Here is a 16,147-nt window from a genome sequence, read left to right on the forward strand (position 1 = left end):
ATTCGATTTCTGGCGAAAGATTCGCCACCAATTTTAGGGACGAAAAATATAGGTTTTACCCCGCTTACAAGTGTTAGACCTGTGTAAAGATTGAACGCATTACAAAAGGCACGAATTAGTACCTAACCCTTGATAAATATAGGCATTTAATCAAATAAGCAGGTTTTTATTGTCGAGTTTCTCAAAGCTAAAACAGTGCTCAAAGAGGGATGAAAAAAATGAGTGAGGAGAGGCGGGAATAAGATTAGGACGAGTACTTTGTAAAGTTTGTGTTAGTCGAAAAATAAGACGGCCATTTGTGTACAAATAACCGCCTTGTTAGTGATCTTGCGTTGAGAAATTCACATCCATTTGAATTTTAATCCTTAAAATACTTCATGTGTTTATCGGTCAACAGTAACCAAGGTTGATTCTGATACGCTTTCGCCGTTGTCGTCGATCACAGTCAACGTCACTTTACGTGGCGAAAGCACGTCAGGGCGCAAGTAAACGCTACCGTTGTCAGAGGTCATGTTTTGGTCTGCATCAATACCAGAAATCTCGACAGGGTAGTTAGCTAAAGGCTCACCAGCTTTTGTTACGCGAAAAACAGTTGATGGACCGTTGTGCTCAGCTTTGACTTGAATGTCTGATGCTAGTGCACCAGCAGCGAAAGTAGTTGATAGAACAGCAGTAAAAATAGCAGTGGCTAATTTAGTCATGGTAATACCTCAATTTGTCATTATTTAAGTGTGTCGCACCTCAGTGCTTACGGACAATATTAGAGATAGATCACATTTCAATCCATATCAAAATTTGATGGATCTTGTTGGAAAAAATTGAAGTTTATTATTTTTAGAAAATAAGTTGAATGCTTCTAATGACTTAGCTCAATCGGCCTGATGTGTATCCAAATATTTCTTTTGAATATTTTATGTTTTTTGGATGTTTATTGCTGATTTCAATAACTATTTTGGTGGTATTTTCTGGTTTTTGTGTAATCAAAAGGATTATTAAAAGTTTAGTTTTTGGGTGGTGTGCTGGTTTTTTAATCGTTCTTTAGTGGGAGTTATACCATTTGACGTTCTGTTAGAGGCGATTTATACACTAGGAAAAAGTGCTTTGCCATGTGGTTTATTGCTTCTGTTTCCTGCCGATCTATCTCTTATCCTACTGGATTGTTTCGGCTGGCTAGCTCTGCTCGCTATCCGTTTTACTTGTCGTGAACAAATGCTAAGCAGTTGAAGTGTTTTTTCTCGTAACCTGTCGCACATCATGGCAATGGTGTTGCAATTAAGTCTCAATACCCGACTTGGTTGTTTGTGTCGCTTAAATTCCCACCCGTAGCGTGGGTAATCAAAGATGATTTATAGAATTCCTAAGGGTTTGGCGTTATTTAATAACGCTGTTCTGGGTGATAAAAACACCAATAAGCGATGGTTGCTTTAGTTTTATTGGCTTTTCATCAACGCAATAATCAGTAGAATAGCCAATCTTGAATTGGAAATGATAATTAAAATGGTTCTCAACTCAGAGTTGGAAGAGCCAAAGGGGGCAGTGCATGTTTGAGTTATCCGCAATCAAAATGGTTCGTGGCCAACGAACTATTTTGGACATTGATCAGCTTTCGATTCCAACGGATCAGCTCACTGTAGTGCTCGGCCATAACGGTTCAGGAAAATCTACTTTGATGAGCCTCATCTCGGGCCAGCAAGCCCCCGATCAAGGCGGTATTGAGCTCAATCAGCAAAATATCAGCCACTACAATGCAAAAACTCTGGCTAAACAAGTGGCTTTCTTACCGCAAAAATTGCCAGCCAGTGCGGGGCTAACGGTACGTGAATTAGTACGTTTAGGCCGTTTTCCTTGGCGCGGCGCGCTTGGGCGTTGGCGCAAAGAAGATGCTGAGGTGATTGAAAATGCAATGGCGAAGACTGGGGTCAGCGATTTTGCCGATACGCTAGTCGATGAGCTTTCTGGTGGTGAACGTCAACGTGCTTGGGTTGCCATGTTATTGGCTCAAGAGTCTCCGGTATTGATTTTAGATGAACCGACATCAGCGCTCGACATTCAGCACCAATATCAGTTGATGGCATTGCTTGAAGAGCTCAACAAACAGCAAGGCTGTGGCGTGATAGTGATTTTGCACGACCTCAATCTATCACTGCGCTACGCCACCCATATCGTCGCGCTTAAGCAAGGTAAAGTGGCTTTCTCTGGTCCGGCTTGTGAGCAAATGGACGAACAAAAACTGTCAAGTCTGTATCAGACTCCAATCAAATTAATTGACCATCCAGATTCTTCAAATTCATCCAACAACAAGGTAGCGGTTGTATGCGCATAACAGTCAAGTTTTTAGGAAAAGCCGTCACTAGCCTTGTCTTGGCGTTTTGTTGGGTTCTATCTGCTCAGGCTGATGGTTTTAAAGTGGTTGATTCTCTTGGCGAGCAGATGTTGCCCGCGATGCCGACTCGCCCTGCGGTTCTGGATTGGGATTTATTTGAGCAAGTGGTCGAATTAGGGGTAACCCCTGTTGCTGGTACCGATATGGACTCATATCAAGATTGGGTGGTGAAACCGGCAATTCCAGCAGCCACGCAACCAGTCGGTACTCGCGGTGAGCCGAATTTAGAAAAGATTGCCGCGCTTAAGCCCGATGTAATTTTGGTGACCAAATCTCAGCAAGATTTGATTCCACGTCTGAAACAAATCGCCCCGGTACTGTTTTATACCAACTTCAGTGCCAAAGATGACGAAGCCGAAGTTGCGATACAGCAGTTTAAGCAACTAGCACAAGTCTTTGGTAAACAGGCCGTTGCAGAGCAAAAATTATCTGCGTTGGATAAGCGCTTTGACGAACTTAAAGCTCAGCTGCAGGATAAGTTTGGTCAAACCATGCCGAAGACACTAGTGATGCGATTTGCCAATACCACCTCGACCTTCATCTATACCGACAAATCGATGGCTGACTATGTGATTCAGCGTTTAGGGTTAACGCCTGCGATGCCATTGCCTGCCAGTAAGTGGGGGATTGTGCAAAAGCCGATCTCAGATCTGAAAAATGTTGATGGCTACGTGCTGTACATTTTGCCATTTAACGAAGAGAAAAAGCTGCAAAAATCAGTGTTGTGGCGCGCAATGCCTTTTGTGCGCATGCATAAAGTGAATTCGGTTGAATCGGTTTGGAGTTATGGCGGCGCCATGTCACTGCAATATACCGCAGAGGCGATTACCAAAGCTTTGCTTGAGGTGGCGCCGAACTCATGAGTTGGAAAACCTTAGCGACGGCTGTCGGGGTGATGCTGCTTGCCGCGATCGCCAGCTTGCAATTGAATCAACCTCTAGCGCTAAGTTCCCAGTGGCATTTAGCGCTTAGCCCAGAGGCCGCGCAATCATTTGATGATTTTAATTTTGCTTATGCGCAGCTGCCTCGAGTGGTGATTACCCTTGTTGTCGGCGCCATTCTTGGCGTGGTCGGCAGCTTAATGCAGCAACTCACGCAAAACTCTCTCACTTCACCATTAACCATGGGCACCTCTTCAGGGGCTTGGTTGGCGCTGATTATCGTCAGCATCTGGTGGCCCGAGGCAATTACCGATTACAGCGCGATGGCGGCAATGTCCGGTTCTTTACTGGCATTTGCATTGATTTTATTGATCACCGGACTCAATAACATGACTGGCCTGCCAATGGTGATTTCTGGCATGGTGGTGAATATTTTGCTCGGAGCGATCGCGGGCGCAGTCGTATTACTGCATCAAGATTACGCGCAGAACATTTTTATGTGGGGCGCGGGAGACTTGGCACAAAACGGGTGGGAAACCATTCAATGGCTTGTGCCACGATTGGCGCCCTTGGTATTACTGCTGACATTCGCGCCGCGAGTATTGACCTTACTGCGTTTGGGCCATGATGGCGCGCAGGCGCGCGGTCTGTCGGTGGTTCCAGCATTTTTCGCTTTAATGGTGGTGGGGATCTGGCTGGTTTCGGCATCGATCACCGCTGTTGGGTTGATCGGATTTATTGGCTTACTAACGCCAAATATTGTGCGCTCTTTGGGCACCAGAACGCCACGCTTAGAGCTTATCGCCAGTTTGATCTTTGGCGCTTTGCTGCTTTTGGTGACCGATATTTTGGCTCAGTTACTTACCTTATGGGCTGGGCAGATAGTGCCAAGTGGTGTAACCGCCGCTGCGATTGGCGCGCCTGCGCTTATTTGGTTTAGTCGCCGCCAACTAAAAGCCCAAGACGGTATTGCGGTGGCGTTGCCAGGTTCGCGTTTTAGCGTTAGCCCAGTCATGGGCAGTAGCTTAGTGCTGCTGTTGCTGGTGGGGATTGGCGTCTATTTCTGCTTTCAACCAAGCGATAACAGCTGGCAGTGGGCATGGCCAAATGAATATCAGTGGTTGCTGCGTTGGCCGCGCGCTGTCACTGCGCTGTTTACCGGAATTGGTCTTGCGCTCGCAGGAACCATTTTACAGCGTTTGATTTATAACCCGCTGGCGAGTCCGGATATTCTTGGTGTCTCTTCTGGTGCCACTTTTGCACTAGTATTTGCCAGCATTTTCTTTGGTCAGTCTCTGGTCGCCAGTCAGTGGGGCGCCGCATTCGTTGGCAGTATGGCGGTTCTCGTTGTCTTGATTTTACTGGGTAGAAAGCAGCAGTTTGCGCCATCGAGCGTCATTTTGACCGGCATTGCAGTCAGTGCTTTGTTGCAATCTTTTGTTCAGTTTTGCCTGTCTAAAGGTTCACAAGACAGTTATACCATTTTGCAGTGGTTGGCGGGGTCTACCTATCGCGTGACTGGCTCACAAGCTTTACTACTTTGCGCGTTAGTGGTGGTGATGTTTGGTTTGAGTTTGACCGCATCGCGAGCACTGACACTGCTGTCGATTAGCCGACCGTTTGCCAAAGCACGTGGTTTAAATACTTCGCTGATGTCGCTATTGCTGCTCGGTTTGGTCGCCATGCTGTGCGCTGTCGTCACCGCAACGATGGGGCCGGTGTCTTTTGTGGGATTAGTCGCGCCGCATTTAGCTCGCATGCTGGGCGCGCAGCAAACCAAGCAGCAGCTTATTCTAGGCAGTTTAATTGGTGGGGCGACCATGCTGTGGGCCGATTGGCTTGGCCAAGTATTGCTGTATCCAAACCAAGTTGCCGCCGGCACCTTAGTGGCGATTATCGGTGCGCTGTATTTTCTTGGCTTACTGATTTTTAATCGTATAACGTCGCGTGTGTCTTACGCTCAATAAGCGTCATTTTGATATCTAAACGGGTGTAAAAGCTCGTTTAGATTGTTTTATATTTTGTTTTTATTCTATGTAAACAATTAATTAGTTGTCTTAATTTGTTGATTTACGGTCAATACTCCACTTGTTTATTATTGAAAATCGTTATCATTAGCAATATCATTCCTGCCATAAAAAATAATTATTGATTAATTTATCGTTTATAGCAGGGGTTTATATGGCACCGTATCGCCTTTCTCAAGTCGGACTTAGCGTGATCGCCGCGCTCAGTGTCGGACATTCCACATTGTCTTTCGCACAAGACTCAACCACTTCCACTTCACAAGATGATACAACTGAGGTTGTGACCGTTATTGGTTCGCAGGTTGAGTTGGGTGATGCTTACGAAGGTGGCCAAGTTGCGACGACGGGTCGCGCGGGTATGTTGGGTAACCTAGATACTATGGATACCTCGTTTTCCAGCACCAACTACACGCAAGAGTTGATTGAAAACCAGCAAGCACAAAGTGTTGCTGATGTACTTCAAAATGATCCGACTGTACGTGTCTCTCGTGGTTTTGGTAACTTTCAAGAGCTTTACATGATTCGTGGATTCAATGTTTATTCAGATGATATGACGTTGAATGGAATCTATGGCATTGTCCCTCGCCAATTTATTGCGGCAGAGATGATTGAGCGCGTGGAAGTTTCTCGCGGAGCAAGTGCTTTTCTCAATGGCGCATCGGTTTCTGATTCTGCAAGTGCCATAGGTGGTTCTGTCAATATCGTACCTAAGCGCGCGAAGAAAGATCCGTTGACTCGCGTGACGGTAGGGACAGAAACCGGTGGACAAGCATACGGAGCATTGGATTTCGGTCGCCGTTTTGGTGATGACCAAGAAAATGGTATTCGGGTTAACTTAGTGGGCCGCAATGGCGAAACATCGGTTGAAGATCAAGACCGAGAGCTTGGTGTGATTTCAATTGGTTTTGACCACAGCGGTGAGCGTTTCCGTTTTTCTGCTGATGCCGGGTATCAAGATCATCACATTGATTCGCCACGCGCGAGTGTATTAACCACCTCAGCAACCGCCATTCCTTCAGCTCCAGATGCATCGGAAAATTTCGTATCAGACTGGACTTATACTGATGAAAAGCAACTTTTTGGTGTTATCCGCGGTGAGTATGACATTTCATCCGATACCACAGTGTGGCTTGCAACAGGGGCTCGAAAAGGCAAAGAGCACAATGTACTCGAGTACATCTACGCGACCGATAGTGATTTCTCGAACTATACCACTTGGGGACCATGGGAAAATGTTCGAGAAGATGAGATTTTCTCTGCGGACACAGGTATACGTCACCAACTTGAAACCGGTCCTATTGGCCACACCTTAGTGCTTTCTGGCTCTTACTACACCCTGAAAAGTAAAAATGCGACCACCTATGCAGGAGATTTAGACAATCCACTCGTCACTAACCGAAATAAGTTCTCTGGTATCGCTGCCTCGGATACGCTTTCACTATTAAACGATGACTTATTGGTCACCTTGGGTGCTCGTTTCCAACAAATGGAAACCAATACTTATGACTATACTACTGGTGCATCAGACTCGAAATACAACGATTCAGCGATTTCTCCCTACACAGGTATTGTGTACAAACCGTCGGATTCAATTTCTTTGTATGCGAATTACGCAGAAGCGCTAACTCCAGGTACTACTGTTTCCGGTACTTATAGTAATTCAGGAAAAACCCTTGATCCTTACGTCTCAACTCAAGTTGAAACCGGGATTAAGTATGACAACATCTATTACGGCGGTACGTTTAGCTTATTTAGAACCAATAAAGCGAGCCAGCAAGTGGTCAATAATACCGTGACACAAGATGGCGAACAGATTAACCAAGGTGCTGAACTGACGGTATATGGTATGCCGATTGAAAACGTTAAGGTTTTGGGCGGTGTGACGTATACCGATGCTGAGTTGAGCAAAACATCGGATGGCAGCAACGAAGGAAAAACGGCTATTTCTGTACCTGAAATACAAGCCAACCTTAACCTTGAGTGGGCAACACCCTTTGTTGAAGGTTTAACATTGGAGCAGCGCACTGTTTATACAGGCTCTCAATACGCAGATGAGGCCAATACGCTTAAAGTGCCATCATGGACTCGTTTTGACTTAGGTGCGCGTTACTCAATGAAGCTTGATCAACATGATGTGACTCTGCGAGCACGTGTCGAAAACGTATTGGACAAAGACTACTGGGCTTCGGCTGGTGGCTACCCAGGTTCTGGTTACCTCGTGTTAGGTAATCCAAGAACGGTGGTTATCTCCGCCAGCTACGATTTCTAATCTAAGCTCATCTTTGTCAACAAGAGAAAAACCAGCCTATGGGCTGGTTTTTTTGTTTTCTAGACCGCTAATGACGGCGGCGTGAATTGCATCAATATGGGGACAGGTTTGTTTGAGCTTGGTGCAAAAAAATTATTTTTATACCGTTAAAAGTAATAAATTCAATAAAAATCAATGGGATTTAATGATGGCATACACATTGCTTTCTAACTTGCAGTTAGTTGCGATGAGCATAACTCAGTGATGTTAGCACCACTGATACAATTTGATTAATAGACATCTAGGGTTCCGGCTGCATGTGCAGCGCTGGTCCAAGAGTTGTCAACCTCTTCTGAGGTCACACGGCGGGATAAAAGCCCGGGAGGCCAACCAATTTCATTGGTTATGCTCTCTCGTTTACTTATTCCAGTGACACACAGCGGAGGTGGTCTATGCAGCCATTTAAACAACTTTTCTTTTCCACAAACTCGAATACCAATCAATGCAGTAAAAAAACAAGCAGTAAAAAACTGTTATCTGCGATTAGCCTAGCGGCAACCCTTGTTATTTCTCCTCTCTTTACTCCAGCAGCGCACGCTGAACAGAAAAAAGAATTCACCTTAGCTTGGTCGATTTATGTCGGCTGGATGCCGTGGGATTACGCCGACTATTCCGGAATTTTGGATAAATGGGCTGACAAATACGGCATTGATATTAACGTCGTGCAGGTCAATGACTACGTTGAGTCAATCAACCAATACACCGCTGGTCAATTTGACGCAACGGTAATGACCAATATGGATGCGCTTACCATTCCTGCGGCCAGCGGCGTGGATTCAACGGCGGTAGTGGTCGGTGACTTCTCTGATGGTAACGACGGTATTGTGCTTAAAGGCGATAAAACCCTTCAAGACATCAAAGGCCAAAACGTTAACTTGGTTGAGCTCAGCGTATCCCATTACTTAATGGCGCGCGCGCTGGAAAGCATCGGTTTGAGCGAGAAAGACGTTAAAGTCGTTAACACCTCAGATGCCGATATCGTCTCTGCGTTTAGCACGGATGATGTTTCGTCCGTGGTAACGTGGAACCCAATGCTCTCCGAAATCAAATCCCAGCCGAATACTTCTTTAGTGTTTGACTCATCAAAAACACCTGGCGAAATCATCGATTTGCTAGTGGCGAATAGCCAAACCCTCAAAGACAACCCTGCATTTGGTAAAGCGTTAACCGGCGCTTGGTACGAAATTATGGGCATTATGGCGTCTAAAGACCAAGCCAAAGCCGATGTAGCAAAAACCTATATGGCGAAAGCTGAAGGTACCGACTTGGCTGGTTTTAACGCTCAACTTGACGACACCAAAATGTTCTACAGCCCAAGTGAAGCAGTTAAGTTCACTCAAAGTAGTGATTTGAAGAAAACCATGCAAAAAGTGGCGGAGTTTTCCTTTGACCACGGCTTGCTTGGCGAAGGTGCGCCAGATGCATCTTTCATCGGTATTGAAACTCCATCGGGCGTATTTGGTAATCCAAGCAACATCAAACTGCGCTTTACCGACAAATACATGACCATGGCAGCCAAAGGCGAGCTGTAAATAGGCAATCCCTGAATCGCTTGCGCTCTGCTAGTGAGAAAAGGCGCATCGCAAGCGTTCAGGGAACCGACGACAACCGATTGGAGTGGCTATGACCAAATTGATCAACCGCCAGCCGTCGCAGTACGGCAAATTGATGCTCGGGCTACTGCCGTTTGTGATTTTGCTGGTGGTTTACATCAGTGCGTCCGATGCCCGTTTGGCGGCCAATGCTGCCGATAAACTGCTGCCAGCCTTTAGCTCGTTTTGGGATGCCATTGATCGTATGGCGTTAACGCCCAGCAAACGCACCGGCGAGTACTTAATGTGGGTTGACACGCTAGCGAGTTTGCAGCGCTTAGCGCTCGGCGTGGGTTTTAGCGCGTTGATTGGGCTGTCTGTTGGGGTGGCAAGCGGCATGATTCCGCTGGTTCGCTCGTCACTGGCACCCGTGGTGACGGCGATTTCTTTGATTCCACCGATGGCGATTTTGCCGATCTTGTTTATTAGCTTCGGCCTTGGCGAACTGTCCAAAGTGGTGCTGATTTTTATCGGCATCTGCCCAATCATCATTCGCGATATTCAGTTGCGCGCGCAAAGTTTGCCGCAAGAGCAATTGATTAAAGCGCAAACTCTCGGCGGCAACAGTTGGCAAATCATTGTGCGAGTGGTGTTGCCACAGATTTTCCCGCGCCTGATTGATGCGATTCGACTCACTCTAGGTAGCGCATGGCTGTTTTTGATTGCTGCTGAGGCGATTGTCGCGACCGAAGGTCTGGGTTATCGAATCTTTCTGGTGCGCCGTTATATGTCGATGGATGTGATTTTGCCTTACGTGTTGTGGATCACCATATTGGCTTACGCCATGGATTGGCTGCTCAAACAGCTATCACGCAAAGTCAGCCCTTGGTACCACCAAGCGCAAGGAGAATAATATGTCGACCAAGCCTCTTATTGAAATCAAACAGTTATGGAAAGAGTACGGCGATAACATTGTGCTTGAGCGGCTCAATCTGGATGTCTATCCCGGTGACTTTATTAGTATTGTTGGCGCATCTGGCTGCGGTAAAACCACGTTGCTTAATATGCTGCTCGGTACTGAGCAGCCCTCGCGCGGCGCGATTTTGCTTGATGGTGAGCCATTAAGTGCGGAGCCAAGCGTTGAGCGCGGCGTGGTGTTTCAAAAGTACTCCGTCTTTCCTCATTTAACCGCGCTTGAAAACGTCATGCTCGGACTTGAGTTTGCTAGCAACTCACTCACCAGTTCGCTATTTGGACGCTGCGTGGGTGCAGGCAAGCAAGCGGCGCGCGATAAGGCGCTGATGATGCTAGACGAAGTTGGACTTTCGCAAGCGCAGCACAAATATCCGCATGAGCTGTCTGGCGGTATGCGCCAGCGTCTATCCATTGCCCAAGCTTTGATTAAAAAACCGCGCATTTTACTTCTCGATGAACCGTTTGGCGCGCTCGACCCCGGCATTCGTAAAGACATGCATGTGTTGATTAAAAAGCTGTGGCGCGAGCAGCAACTGACGGTGTTTATGATCACCCATGATCTCAGCGAAGGTTTCCATCTTGGTAACCGTTTATGGGTGTTTGACCATGTACGCCAAGACACTCAAGCTCCTGAGCGCTTTGGCGCGCAAGTGACGTTTGATATTGCTATCGGCAACCATGACGAGGATAAACACGACAAGCTTGCCGATGTTCATTCGGTGTTTCGGCAAAAAATAGCTTAAGCAAAAGGATTTAATTATGGATTTTCAAAAAGTAAGCTCTTCTCAACAACCGATATTTAGTGATGTGATTCCCGGCGCTGCGCACTGGTCACTGACGGTAAAAAAAGGCCATGTTTTACGCCTTATCGATCTTGAAGGTGGCGCCAACGTCAGCATGTTGTTTTATAACCCCGTCAACTTGCTGGAACGCTACAACGCACCAGATACCCTCAAAGGCCAGCACACTTTTAAACTGACGCAAGGCCACTGTTTGTACTCGGATATGGGCCATGTATTTTGCTCGATTGTGCGCGACGACACCGCGTGGATCGATACCGTGTGCGGCGTGGCGAACAAACACAAAGTTGAGAGTAAATGGGGCGCGCGCGACTATCAGCACGACCGTAACCAATGGAAGCAAAATGGCTATGATGCCTTGCTGGTGGAAGTCGCCAAATACGGTTTGGGTAAGCGCGATCTTGCCGCTAACTTGAACTTGTTTAGCTGCGTTAAAACGGCGCAAAACGGTGATTTGCTCTATCAAACAGAGCACAGCAAACCTGGTGATTGCATCGAACTGCGCTTTGAAATGGATACGCTTGTGGTGCTAACTACTTGCCCACACCCGATGAATCCTGCCACAGAATACCCGTTCAAACCCGTTGAACTGCAAATGCTGGAAGCTCAGCCGCTTGGCGCTGATGACGCGTGTTTAACCTCGCGCCCAGAAAATGGCCGCGCGTTTGAAAATAACCGCCGCATGCATTTAACCCACCTTCATTCTACTCACAGCGATTGTTTACTTAACAACGATTGCCAGCATTAAGGAGATAACCATGATTGTTGAAAGTCGATTAAACCCACAAGATGCACTGCGCAGTGATGTGGTTCCCGCTGGTGATTATTACATGCAAGTGGTTAAGCAAGGCCAGACGGTGCGTATTTTGGATCTAGAAGGCAACCAAGCCGCAGATACCTTGTTTTATAACGCCAATGATCCCGGCGAACGCTATAGCGCTATCGACACCATTCGCGAACAGGGCAACATCTACCTCACCGCCGGCACAAAAATTTTGTCGGACCAAGGCAACGAGATGCTGGAAATTGTCGCCGATACTTGCGGACGCCACGATACTCTTGGCGGTGCTTGTGCCACGGAAAGTAATACGGTGCGTTATTCGCTAGAAAAAAAATGCATGCACGCTTGTCGTGATAGCTGGCTGCTCGCGGTGGCGGAAAATGAACAGTTTGGTATGAGCAAGCGCGATATTACCCACAATATTAACTTCTTCATGAATGTGCCGGTTACCGAGCAAGGCGGCCTGACGTTTGAAGACGGTATCAGTGGTGCGGGCAAATATGTCGAGCTGACTGCCAAGATGGATGTGATTGTGCTGATTTCCAACTGCCCACAACTGAATAACCCTTGTAATGCCTACAACCCAACACCGGTTGAAGTCATTGTGTGGGACGCGTAACTTGCCAATCATTGAGCAGGGGACGACCCCAATCGCGCTCAATTTCTACAATCGGGACGACCCGAAGGATTGGATTCGTCGATGCTTAACAATAAACAGTTGAACAATGATCCGCTTAGTCATAAAGCGCTGAGCCGTGACGCGGTCGCTCAAGGCCAAGGTGCTCAACCTCAGTCGCAACCACTTTTCAATAAAGTGCTGATCGCCAACCGCGGTGCGATTGCCTGTCGAGTGATTCGCACGCTGAAAAAACTGGGGATCACCAGCGTTGCCGTTTATAGCCAGGCTGATGCGCAAAGCCTGCATGTGGCAATGGCTGATGAAGCATACAGTTTAGGAGCTGGCGCTGCTGCCAATACTTATCTTAATCAAACGCTTATTCTTGATATTGCCAACCAGTGCGGCGCGCAGGCAATTCATCCCGGCTACGGTTTTTTGAGTGAAAATCCCGAGTTTGTTGAGCGATGCAGCGAGAAAAATATTGAATTTATTGGCCCAACTGCCGATCAGATGCGTCAGTTTGGCCTTAAACACAGCGCGCGCGAACTAGCGCTGGCGGCTGGCGTGCCACTTCTTCCCGGTAGTGGCTTGCTGACCGACCTTGAAAATGCGCTCGAAGAAGCTGAGCGAATCGGTTATCCGGTGATGCTAAAAAGCACGGCGGGCGGCGGCGGCATTGGTATGCAGCGCTGTTTTAACGCCAGTGAGCTAAGCCAAGCGTTTGATTCAGTTAAGCGCCTTAGCCAAAACAATTTCAGTAACAGCGGAGTCTTTGTCGAGAAATTTATTCAGCAAGCGCGCCATATTGAAGTGCAGATTTTTGGCGATGGCCGTGGGGCGGTAGTGGCGCTAGGGGAGCGCGATTGCTCGGCGCAGCGCCGCAATCAAAAAGTCATCGAAGAGACGCCGGCGCCAAATTTAGATGAGCAGACGCGCATCGATCTGCATGCTACGGCAATTGCGCTGGCTAAGAAAGTTCACTATCGCAACGCGGGCACCGTGGAGTTTGTGTTTGACCAACAAAGCCAAGCCTTTTATTTCCTTGAGATGAATACCCGTTTGCAAGTGGAACATGGCGTGACCGAAGAAGTGTTTGGCGTTGATTTGGTTGAGTGGATGGTGCGTCTTGCCGCTGGCAATCTCGACCCAAGCATTTTTGCTCGCAGTTATCAGCCGTCCGGCCACGCGATTCAGGTGCGTTTGTATGCTGAAGATGCCAACAAAGCTTTTCAGCCTTGCGCTGGGCTGCTCAGCCATGTGCAGTGGCCGCAAATCGATGGGTTGCGTATTGAACATTGGATTGAAGCAGGCGTTGACGTGTCGCCATTTTTTGATCCTATGCTGGCTAAAATCATTACTCACGCGCCAAGCCGAGCACAGGCGCTGGATAAACTCCAGCAAGCATTAGCACACACCAGCATCTACGGTATCGAACATAATCAGGCGTACCTGCAGCAGTTACTTGCCAGTGAACCCGTGCAAAATGCCACGGTTATCACCCAAACATTAAACAGCTTTGTTTATCAGCCGTGCAGTCTAGATGTCATCAGTGGCGGCACGCAAACCACGATTCAAGATTATCCAGGGCGCAAAGGTTATTGGAATATCGGTGTGCCACCTTCGGGGCCAATGGATTCACTGAGCTTTCGCCTCGGCAACCAACTGCTGGGTAACTCAGAGCAGAGCGCTGGGCTTGAGATGATCTTAAGCGGCCCGACGCTTAAATTTAACCAAGATAAGAGCTTTGTGCTGACCGGCGCTCTGACTGAGGCAAAACTGGATGGCGATCCTGTTGCGCATGGCGTGGTGACATTTGCCAAATCCGGCCAAGTGCTCAGTATTGGTAAACTGATTGGCGCTGGCGCAAGAGCGTACCTGACATTGGAAGGTGGGCTGCAATGTCCAGATTATCTGGGCAGCAAATCCACATTCACGCTGGGGCAATTTGGTGGCCACGCTGGGCGCGCAATCTGCGCTGGCGACGTGCTGCATTTAAGCCAGCAGCATTTTAGTCAACAGAATTACAGTCAACAGAATTTTAGCCAACCAAGCGCATCGCAAAAACGGGTTGGCTTGAGCGCAACGCTGCCAACGCTCACTTCTGAGTGGGAAATTCGCGTGATGTATGGTCCGCATGGCGCGCCGGATTTCTTTACTGATCAAGACATCAACGAATTTTTTGCTGCGCGCTGGAAAGTGCACTTTAACTCCAGCCGCACCGGAGTGCGTTTGATTGGCCCGAAACCCAACTGGGCACGCCAAGATGGCGGTGAAGCCGGGCTGCATCCCTCCAATATTCACGACAACGCTTATGCGGTCGGTACGATCGATTTTACTGGCGATATGCCTGTCATCCTTGGCCCAGACGGCCCAAGCCTTGGCGGTTTTGTCTGCCCAGCAACCATCATCAAAGCCGATTTGTGGAAAATGGGTCAGCTCAAAGCGGGCGACCAAATTCGCTTTATTCCGGTGAGCTTAGAGCAGGCCGAGCTTGCTGAGCGAGCGCAGCTTGGCCAAATCGCCAGCCTTAATATGTGTGAAACGCCGCTTGCGCCATGCGCGCTTAGCACTCCAGTCATCAAAACTCTTGCTGCAACGCAGGTTGGCGAGCAAGTGGTGTATCGGCCAAGCGGTGAAGACTTTTTGCTGGTCGAGTATGGCCCACAAGTGCTGGATATTCGGCTGCGTTTTCGCGTTCACGCATTAATGCTCAAGCTTGAAGCGCTTAAGGTTGACGGTATTTTTGAGTTAACACCGGGTATTCGCTCGCTACAGATCCACTACAACAACTTGCAACTGCCGCGCGAGCAGCTACTTGCACTGCTTGAGCGCTTAGAGCTTGAAATGGACAACATTGATGAGCTTGAAGTGCCTGCGCGAGTGGTACATCTACCGCTGTCTTGGGACGATGAAGCCACACGTTTGGCGATTCGCAAATACGATGAAGTGGTGCGTAAAGATGCGCCTTGGTGTCCGGACAATATCGAGTTTATTCGCCGTATTAACGGTTTGGACAGTGTCGATGAGGTTAAAAAAATCGTCTTTGATGCCAGCTATTTAGTGTTTGGCTTAGGCGATGTTTATTTAGGCGCGCCGGTGGCAACGCCGCTTGACCCGCGCCACCGTTTGGTGACCACCAAATACAACCCAGCGCGGACTTGGACTCCCGAAAACGCGGTGGGTATCGGCGGCGCATATCTGTGCGTATATGGCATGGAAGGGCCGGGTGGTTATCAGTTCGTCGGTCGAACGTTGCAAATGTGGAATCGCTACCGTCAAACCGCCGAATTTGAAAAGCCTTGGCTACTGCGTTTCTTTGACCAAATTCGATTCTACGAAGTTAGCGCCGAGGAACTACTAGAGATTCGCGAGCGTCATCCGCTTGGTCAATATCCACTCAAAATAGAACATACCACTTTCTCGCTCAGTGATTACCAAGCACTACTGGAAAATCATCACCAAGAGATTGAGCAATGTAAAACGCGTCAGCAGCAAGCGTTTGAAGCTGAGCGTTTGCGCTGGGTTGAGTCTGGGCAGGCGAACTTTGTCATCGAAGAAAGCCAAGAGGTCGATGACGCCGCAATTGAGCTGAGCGAAACGCAAACCCTGATTGAAAGTCATGTCGCTGGCAATGTTTGGCAAATGGTGAAAATGCCCGGCCAAACGGTCAAAGCTGGTGAAGTGGTGATGATTTTAGAGGCAATGAAAATGGAATTAGAAGTGGTGGCTCCGTGTGATGGTGTGGTCGAAATCCACTGCGCTGAGCGTGGCGCGCAAGTCAAAGCCGGCCAGCCATTGATGATTATTAATAGTGAATTACAACCCCAAGGAGTGGTTTAAC

11 protein-coding genes and 1 riboswitch are annotated in these 16,147 nt (G+C 48.0%); of the genes, 10 read left to right on the forward strand and 1 reads right to left on the reverse strand.

The features are described from left to right. Positions 1-383: 383 nt before the first annotated feature. Positions 384-701: a hypothetical protein gene (locus tag BLS03_RS01045; protein WP_093268453.1), complete on the reverse strand. Its 318-nt coding sequence runs from the start codon at positions 699-701 to the stop codon at positions 384-386. 839 nt (positions 702-1,540) lie between these two features. On the opposite strand from BLS03_RS01045, the gene BLS03_RS01050 reads away from it, so the two are divergent. The 10 genes from BLS03_RS01050 (at position 1,541) to uca (ending at position 16,146) form a co-directional block, all read left to right on the forward strand. After that, positions 1,541-2,323, forward strand: a complete 783-nt coding sequence (locus BLS03_RS01050) for an ABC transporter ATP-binding protein (protein ID WP_093268455.1) — start codon at positions 1,541-1,543, stop codon at positions 2,321-2,323. Further along, positions 2,314-3,246: an iron-siderophore ABC transporter substrate-binding protein gene (locus BLS03_RS01055; protein WP_093268458.1), complete on the forward strand. Its 933-nt coding sequence runs from the start codon at positions 2,314-2,316 to the stop codon at positions 3,244-3,246. Before BLS03_RS01050 ends, BLS03_RS01055 begins: the two co-directional genes overlap by 10 nt. Beyond that, positions 3,243-5,231: a Fe(3+)-hydroxamate ABC transporter permease FhuB gene (gene fhuB, locus BLS03_RS01060; protein WP_093268460.1), complete on the forward strand. Its 1,989-nt coding sequence runs from the start codon at positions 3,243-3,245 to the stop codon at positions 5,229-5,231. The genes BLS03_RS01055 and fhuB overlap by 4 nt, the downstream gene beginning before the upstream one ends. Positions 5,232-5,445: 214 nt before the next feature. Continuing rightward, the gene (locus BLS03_RS01065; protein WP_093268463.1) at positions 5,446-7,560 is read left to right on the forward strand and encodes a TonB-dependent receptor; all 2,115 of its coding nucleotides are present in this window, start codon (positions 5,446-5,448) and stop codon (positions 7,558-7,560) included. A 269-nt stretch (positions 7,561-7,829) separates the two neighbouring features. Further along, a riboswitch (guanidine-I (ykkC/yxkD leader) is annotated at positions 7,830-7,926 on the forward strand. A gap of 65 nt (positions 7,927-7,991) precedes the next feature. Next, on the forward strand, positions 7,992-9,131 hold the full coding sequence (locus BLS03_RS01070; RefSeq protein ID WP_093268464.1) for a putative urea ABC transporter substrate-binding protein: 1,140 nt from the start codon (positions 7,992-7,994) through the stop codon (positions 9,129-9,131). Between the two features lie 91 nt (positions 9,132-9,222). Further along, positions 9,223-10,044: an ABC transporter permease gene (locus tag BLS03_RS01075; protein WP_093268467.1), complete on the forward strand. Its 822-nt coding sequence runs from the start codon at positions 9,223-9,225 to the stop codon at positions 10,042-10,044. Position 10,045: 1 nt separating this feature from the next. Continuing rightward, positions 10,046-10,849, forward strand: coding sequence for an ABC transporter ATP-binding protein (locus BLS03_RS01080; protein ID WP_093268469.1), 804 nt, complete (start codon positions 10,046-10,048; stop codon positions 10,847-10,849). A 16-nt stretch (positions 10,850-10,865) separates the two neighbouring features. Then, positions 10,866-11,654: an urea amidolyase associated protein UAAP1 gene (locus BLS03_RS01085; RefSeq protein ID WP_093268472.1), complete on the forward strand. Its 789-nt coding sequence runs from the start codon at positions 10,866-10,868 to the stop codon at positions 11,652-11,654. A 10-nt stretch (positions 11,655-11,664) separates the two neighbouring features. After that, positions 11,665-12,306: an urea amidolyase associated protein UAAP2 gene (locus BLS03_RS01090; protein ID WP_093268475.1), complete on the forward strand. Its 642-nt coding sequence runs from the start codon at positions 11,665-11,667 to the stop codon at positions 12,304-12,306. Between the two features lie 81 nt (positions 12,307-12,387). After that, complete coding sequence (uca, locus tag BLS03_RS01095; protein WP_093268477.1) at positions 12,388-16,146, forward strand: urea carboxylase; 3,759 nt, start codon at positions 12,388-12,390, stop codon at positions 16,144-16,146. Position 16,147: the final 1 nt, after the last annotated feature.

The organism is Vibrio xiamenensis (genome assembly GCF_900100015.1).
GTDB lineage: Bacteria > Pseudomonadota > Gammaproteobacteria > Enterobacterales > Vibrionaceae > Vibrio > Vibrio xiamenensis.

Excerpts from the sequence above, each read along its gene's own strand:
- fhuB (WP_093268460.1), top strand. The coding sequence starts at position 3,243 with ATGAGTTGGAAAACCTTAGCGACGGCTGTCGGGGTGATGCTGCTTGCC.
- BLS03_RS01070 (WP_093268464.1), top strand. The coding sequence starts at position 7,992 with ATGCAGCCATTTAAACAACTTTTCTTTTCCACAAACTCGAATACCAAT.
- BLS03_RS01045 (WP_093268453.1), bottom strand. The coding sequence starts at position 701 with ATGACTAAATTAGCCACTGCTATTTTTACTGCTGTTCTATCAACTACT.
- BLS03_RS01050 (WP_093268455.1), top strand. The coding sequence starts at position 1,541 with ATGTTTGAGTTATCCGCAATCAAAATGGTTCGTGGCCAACGAACTATT.
- BLS03_RS01080 (WP_093268469.1), top strand. The coding sequence starts at position 10,046 with ATGTCGACCAAGCCTCTTATTGAAATCAAACAGTTATGGAAAGAGTAC.
- BLS03_RS01055 (WP_093268458.1), top strand. The coding sequence starts at position 2,314 with ATGCGCATAACAGTCAAGTTTTTAGGAAAAGCCGTCACTAGCCTTGTC.
- uca (WP_093268477.1), top strand. The coding sequence starts at position 12,388 with ATGCTTAACAATAAACAGTTGAACAATGATCCGCTTAGTCATAAAGCG.
- BLS03_RS01065 (WP_093268463.1), top strand. The coding sequence starts at position 5,446 with ATGGCACCGTATCGCCTTTCTCAAGTCGGACTTAGCGTGATCGCCGCG.
- BLS03_RS01090 (WP_093268475.1), top strand. The coding sequence starts at position 11,665 with ATGATTGTTGAAAGTCGATTAAACCCACAAGATGCACTGCGCAGTGAT.
- BLS03_RS01075 (WP_093268467.1), top strand. The coding sequence starts at position 9,223 with ATGACCAAATTGATCAACCGCCAGCCGTCGCAGTACGGCAAATTGATG.
- BLS03_RS01085 (WP_093268472.1), top strand. The coding sequence starts at position 10,866 with ATGGATTTTCAAAAAGTAAGCTCTTCTCAACAACCGATATTTAGTGAT.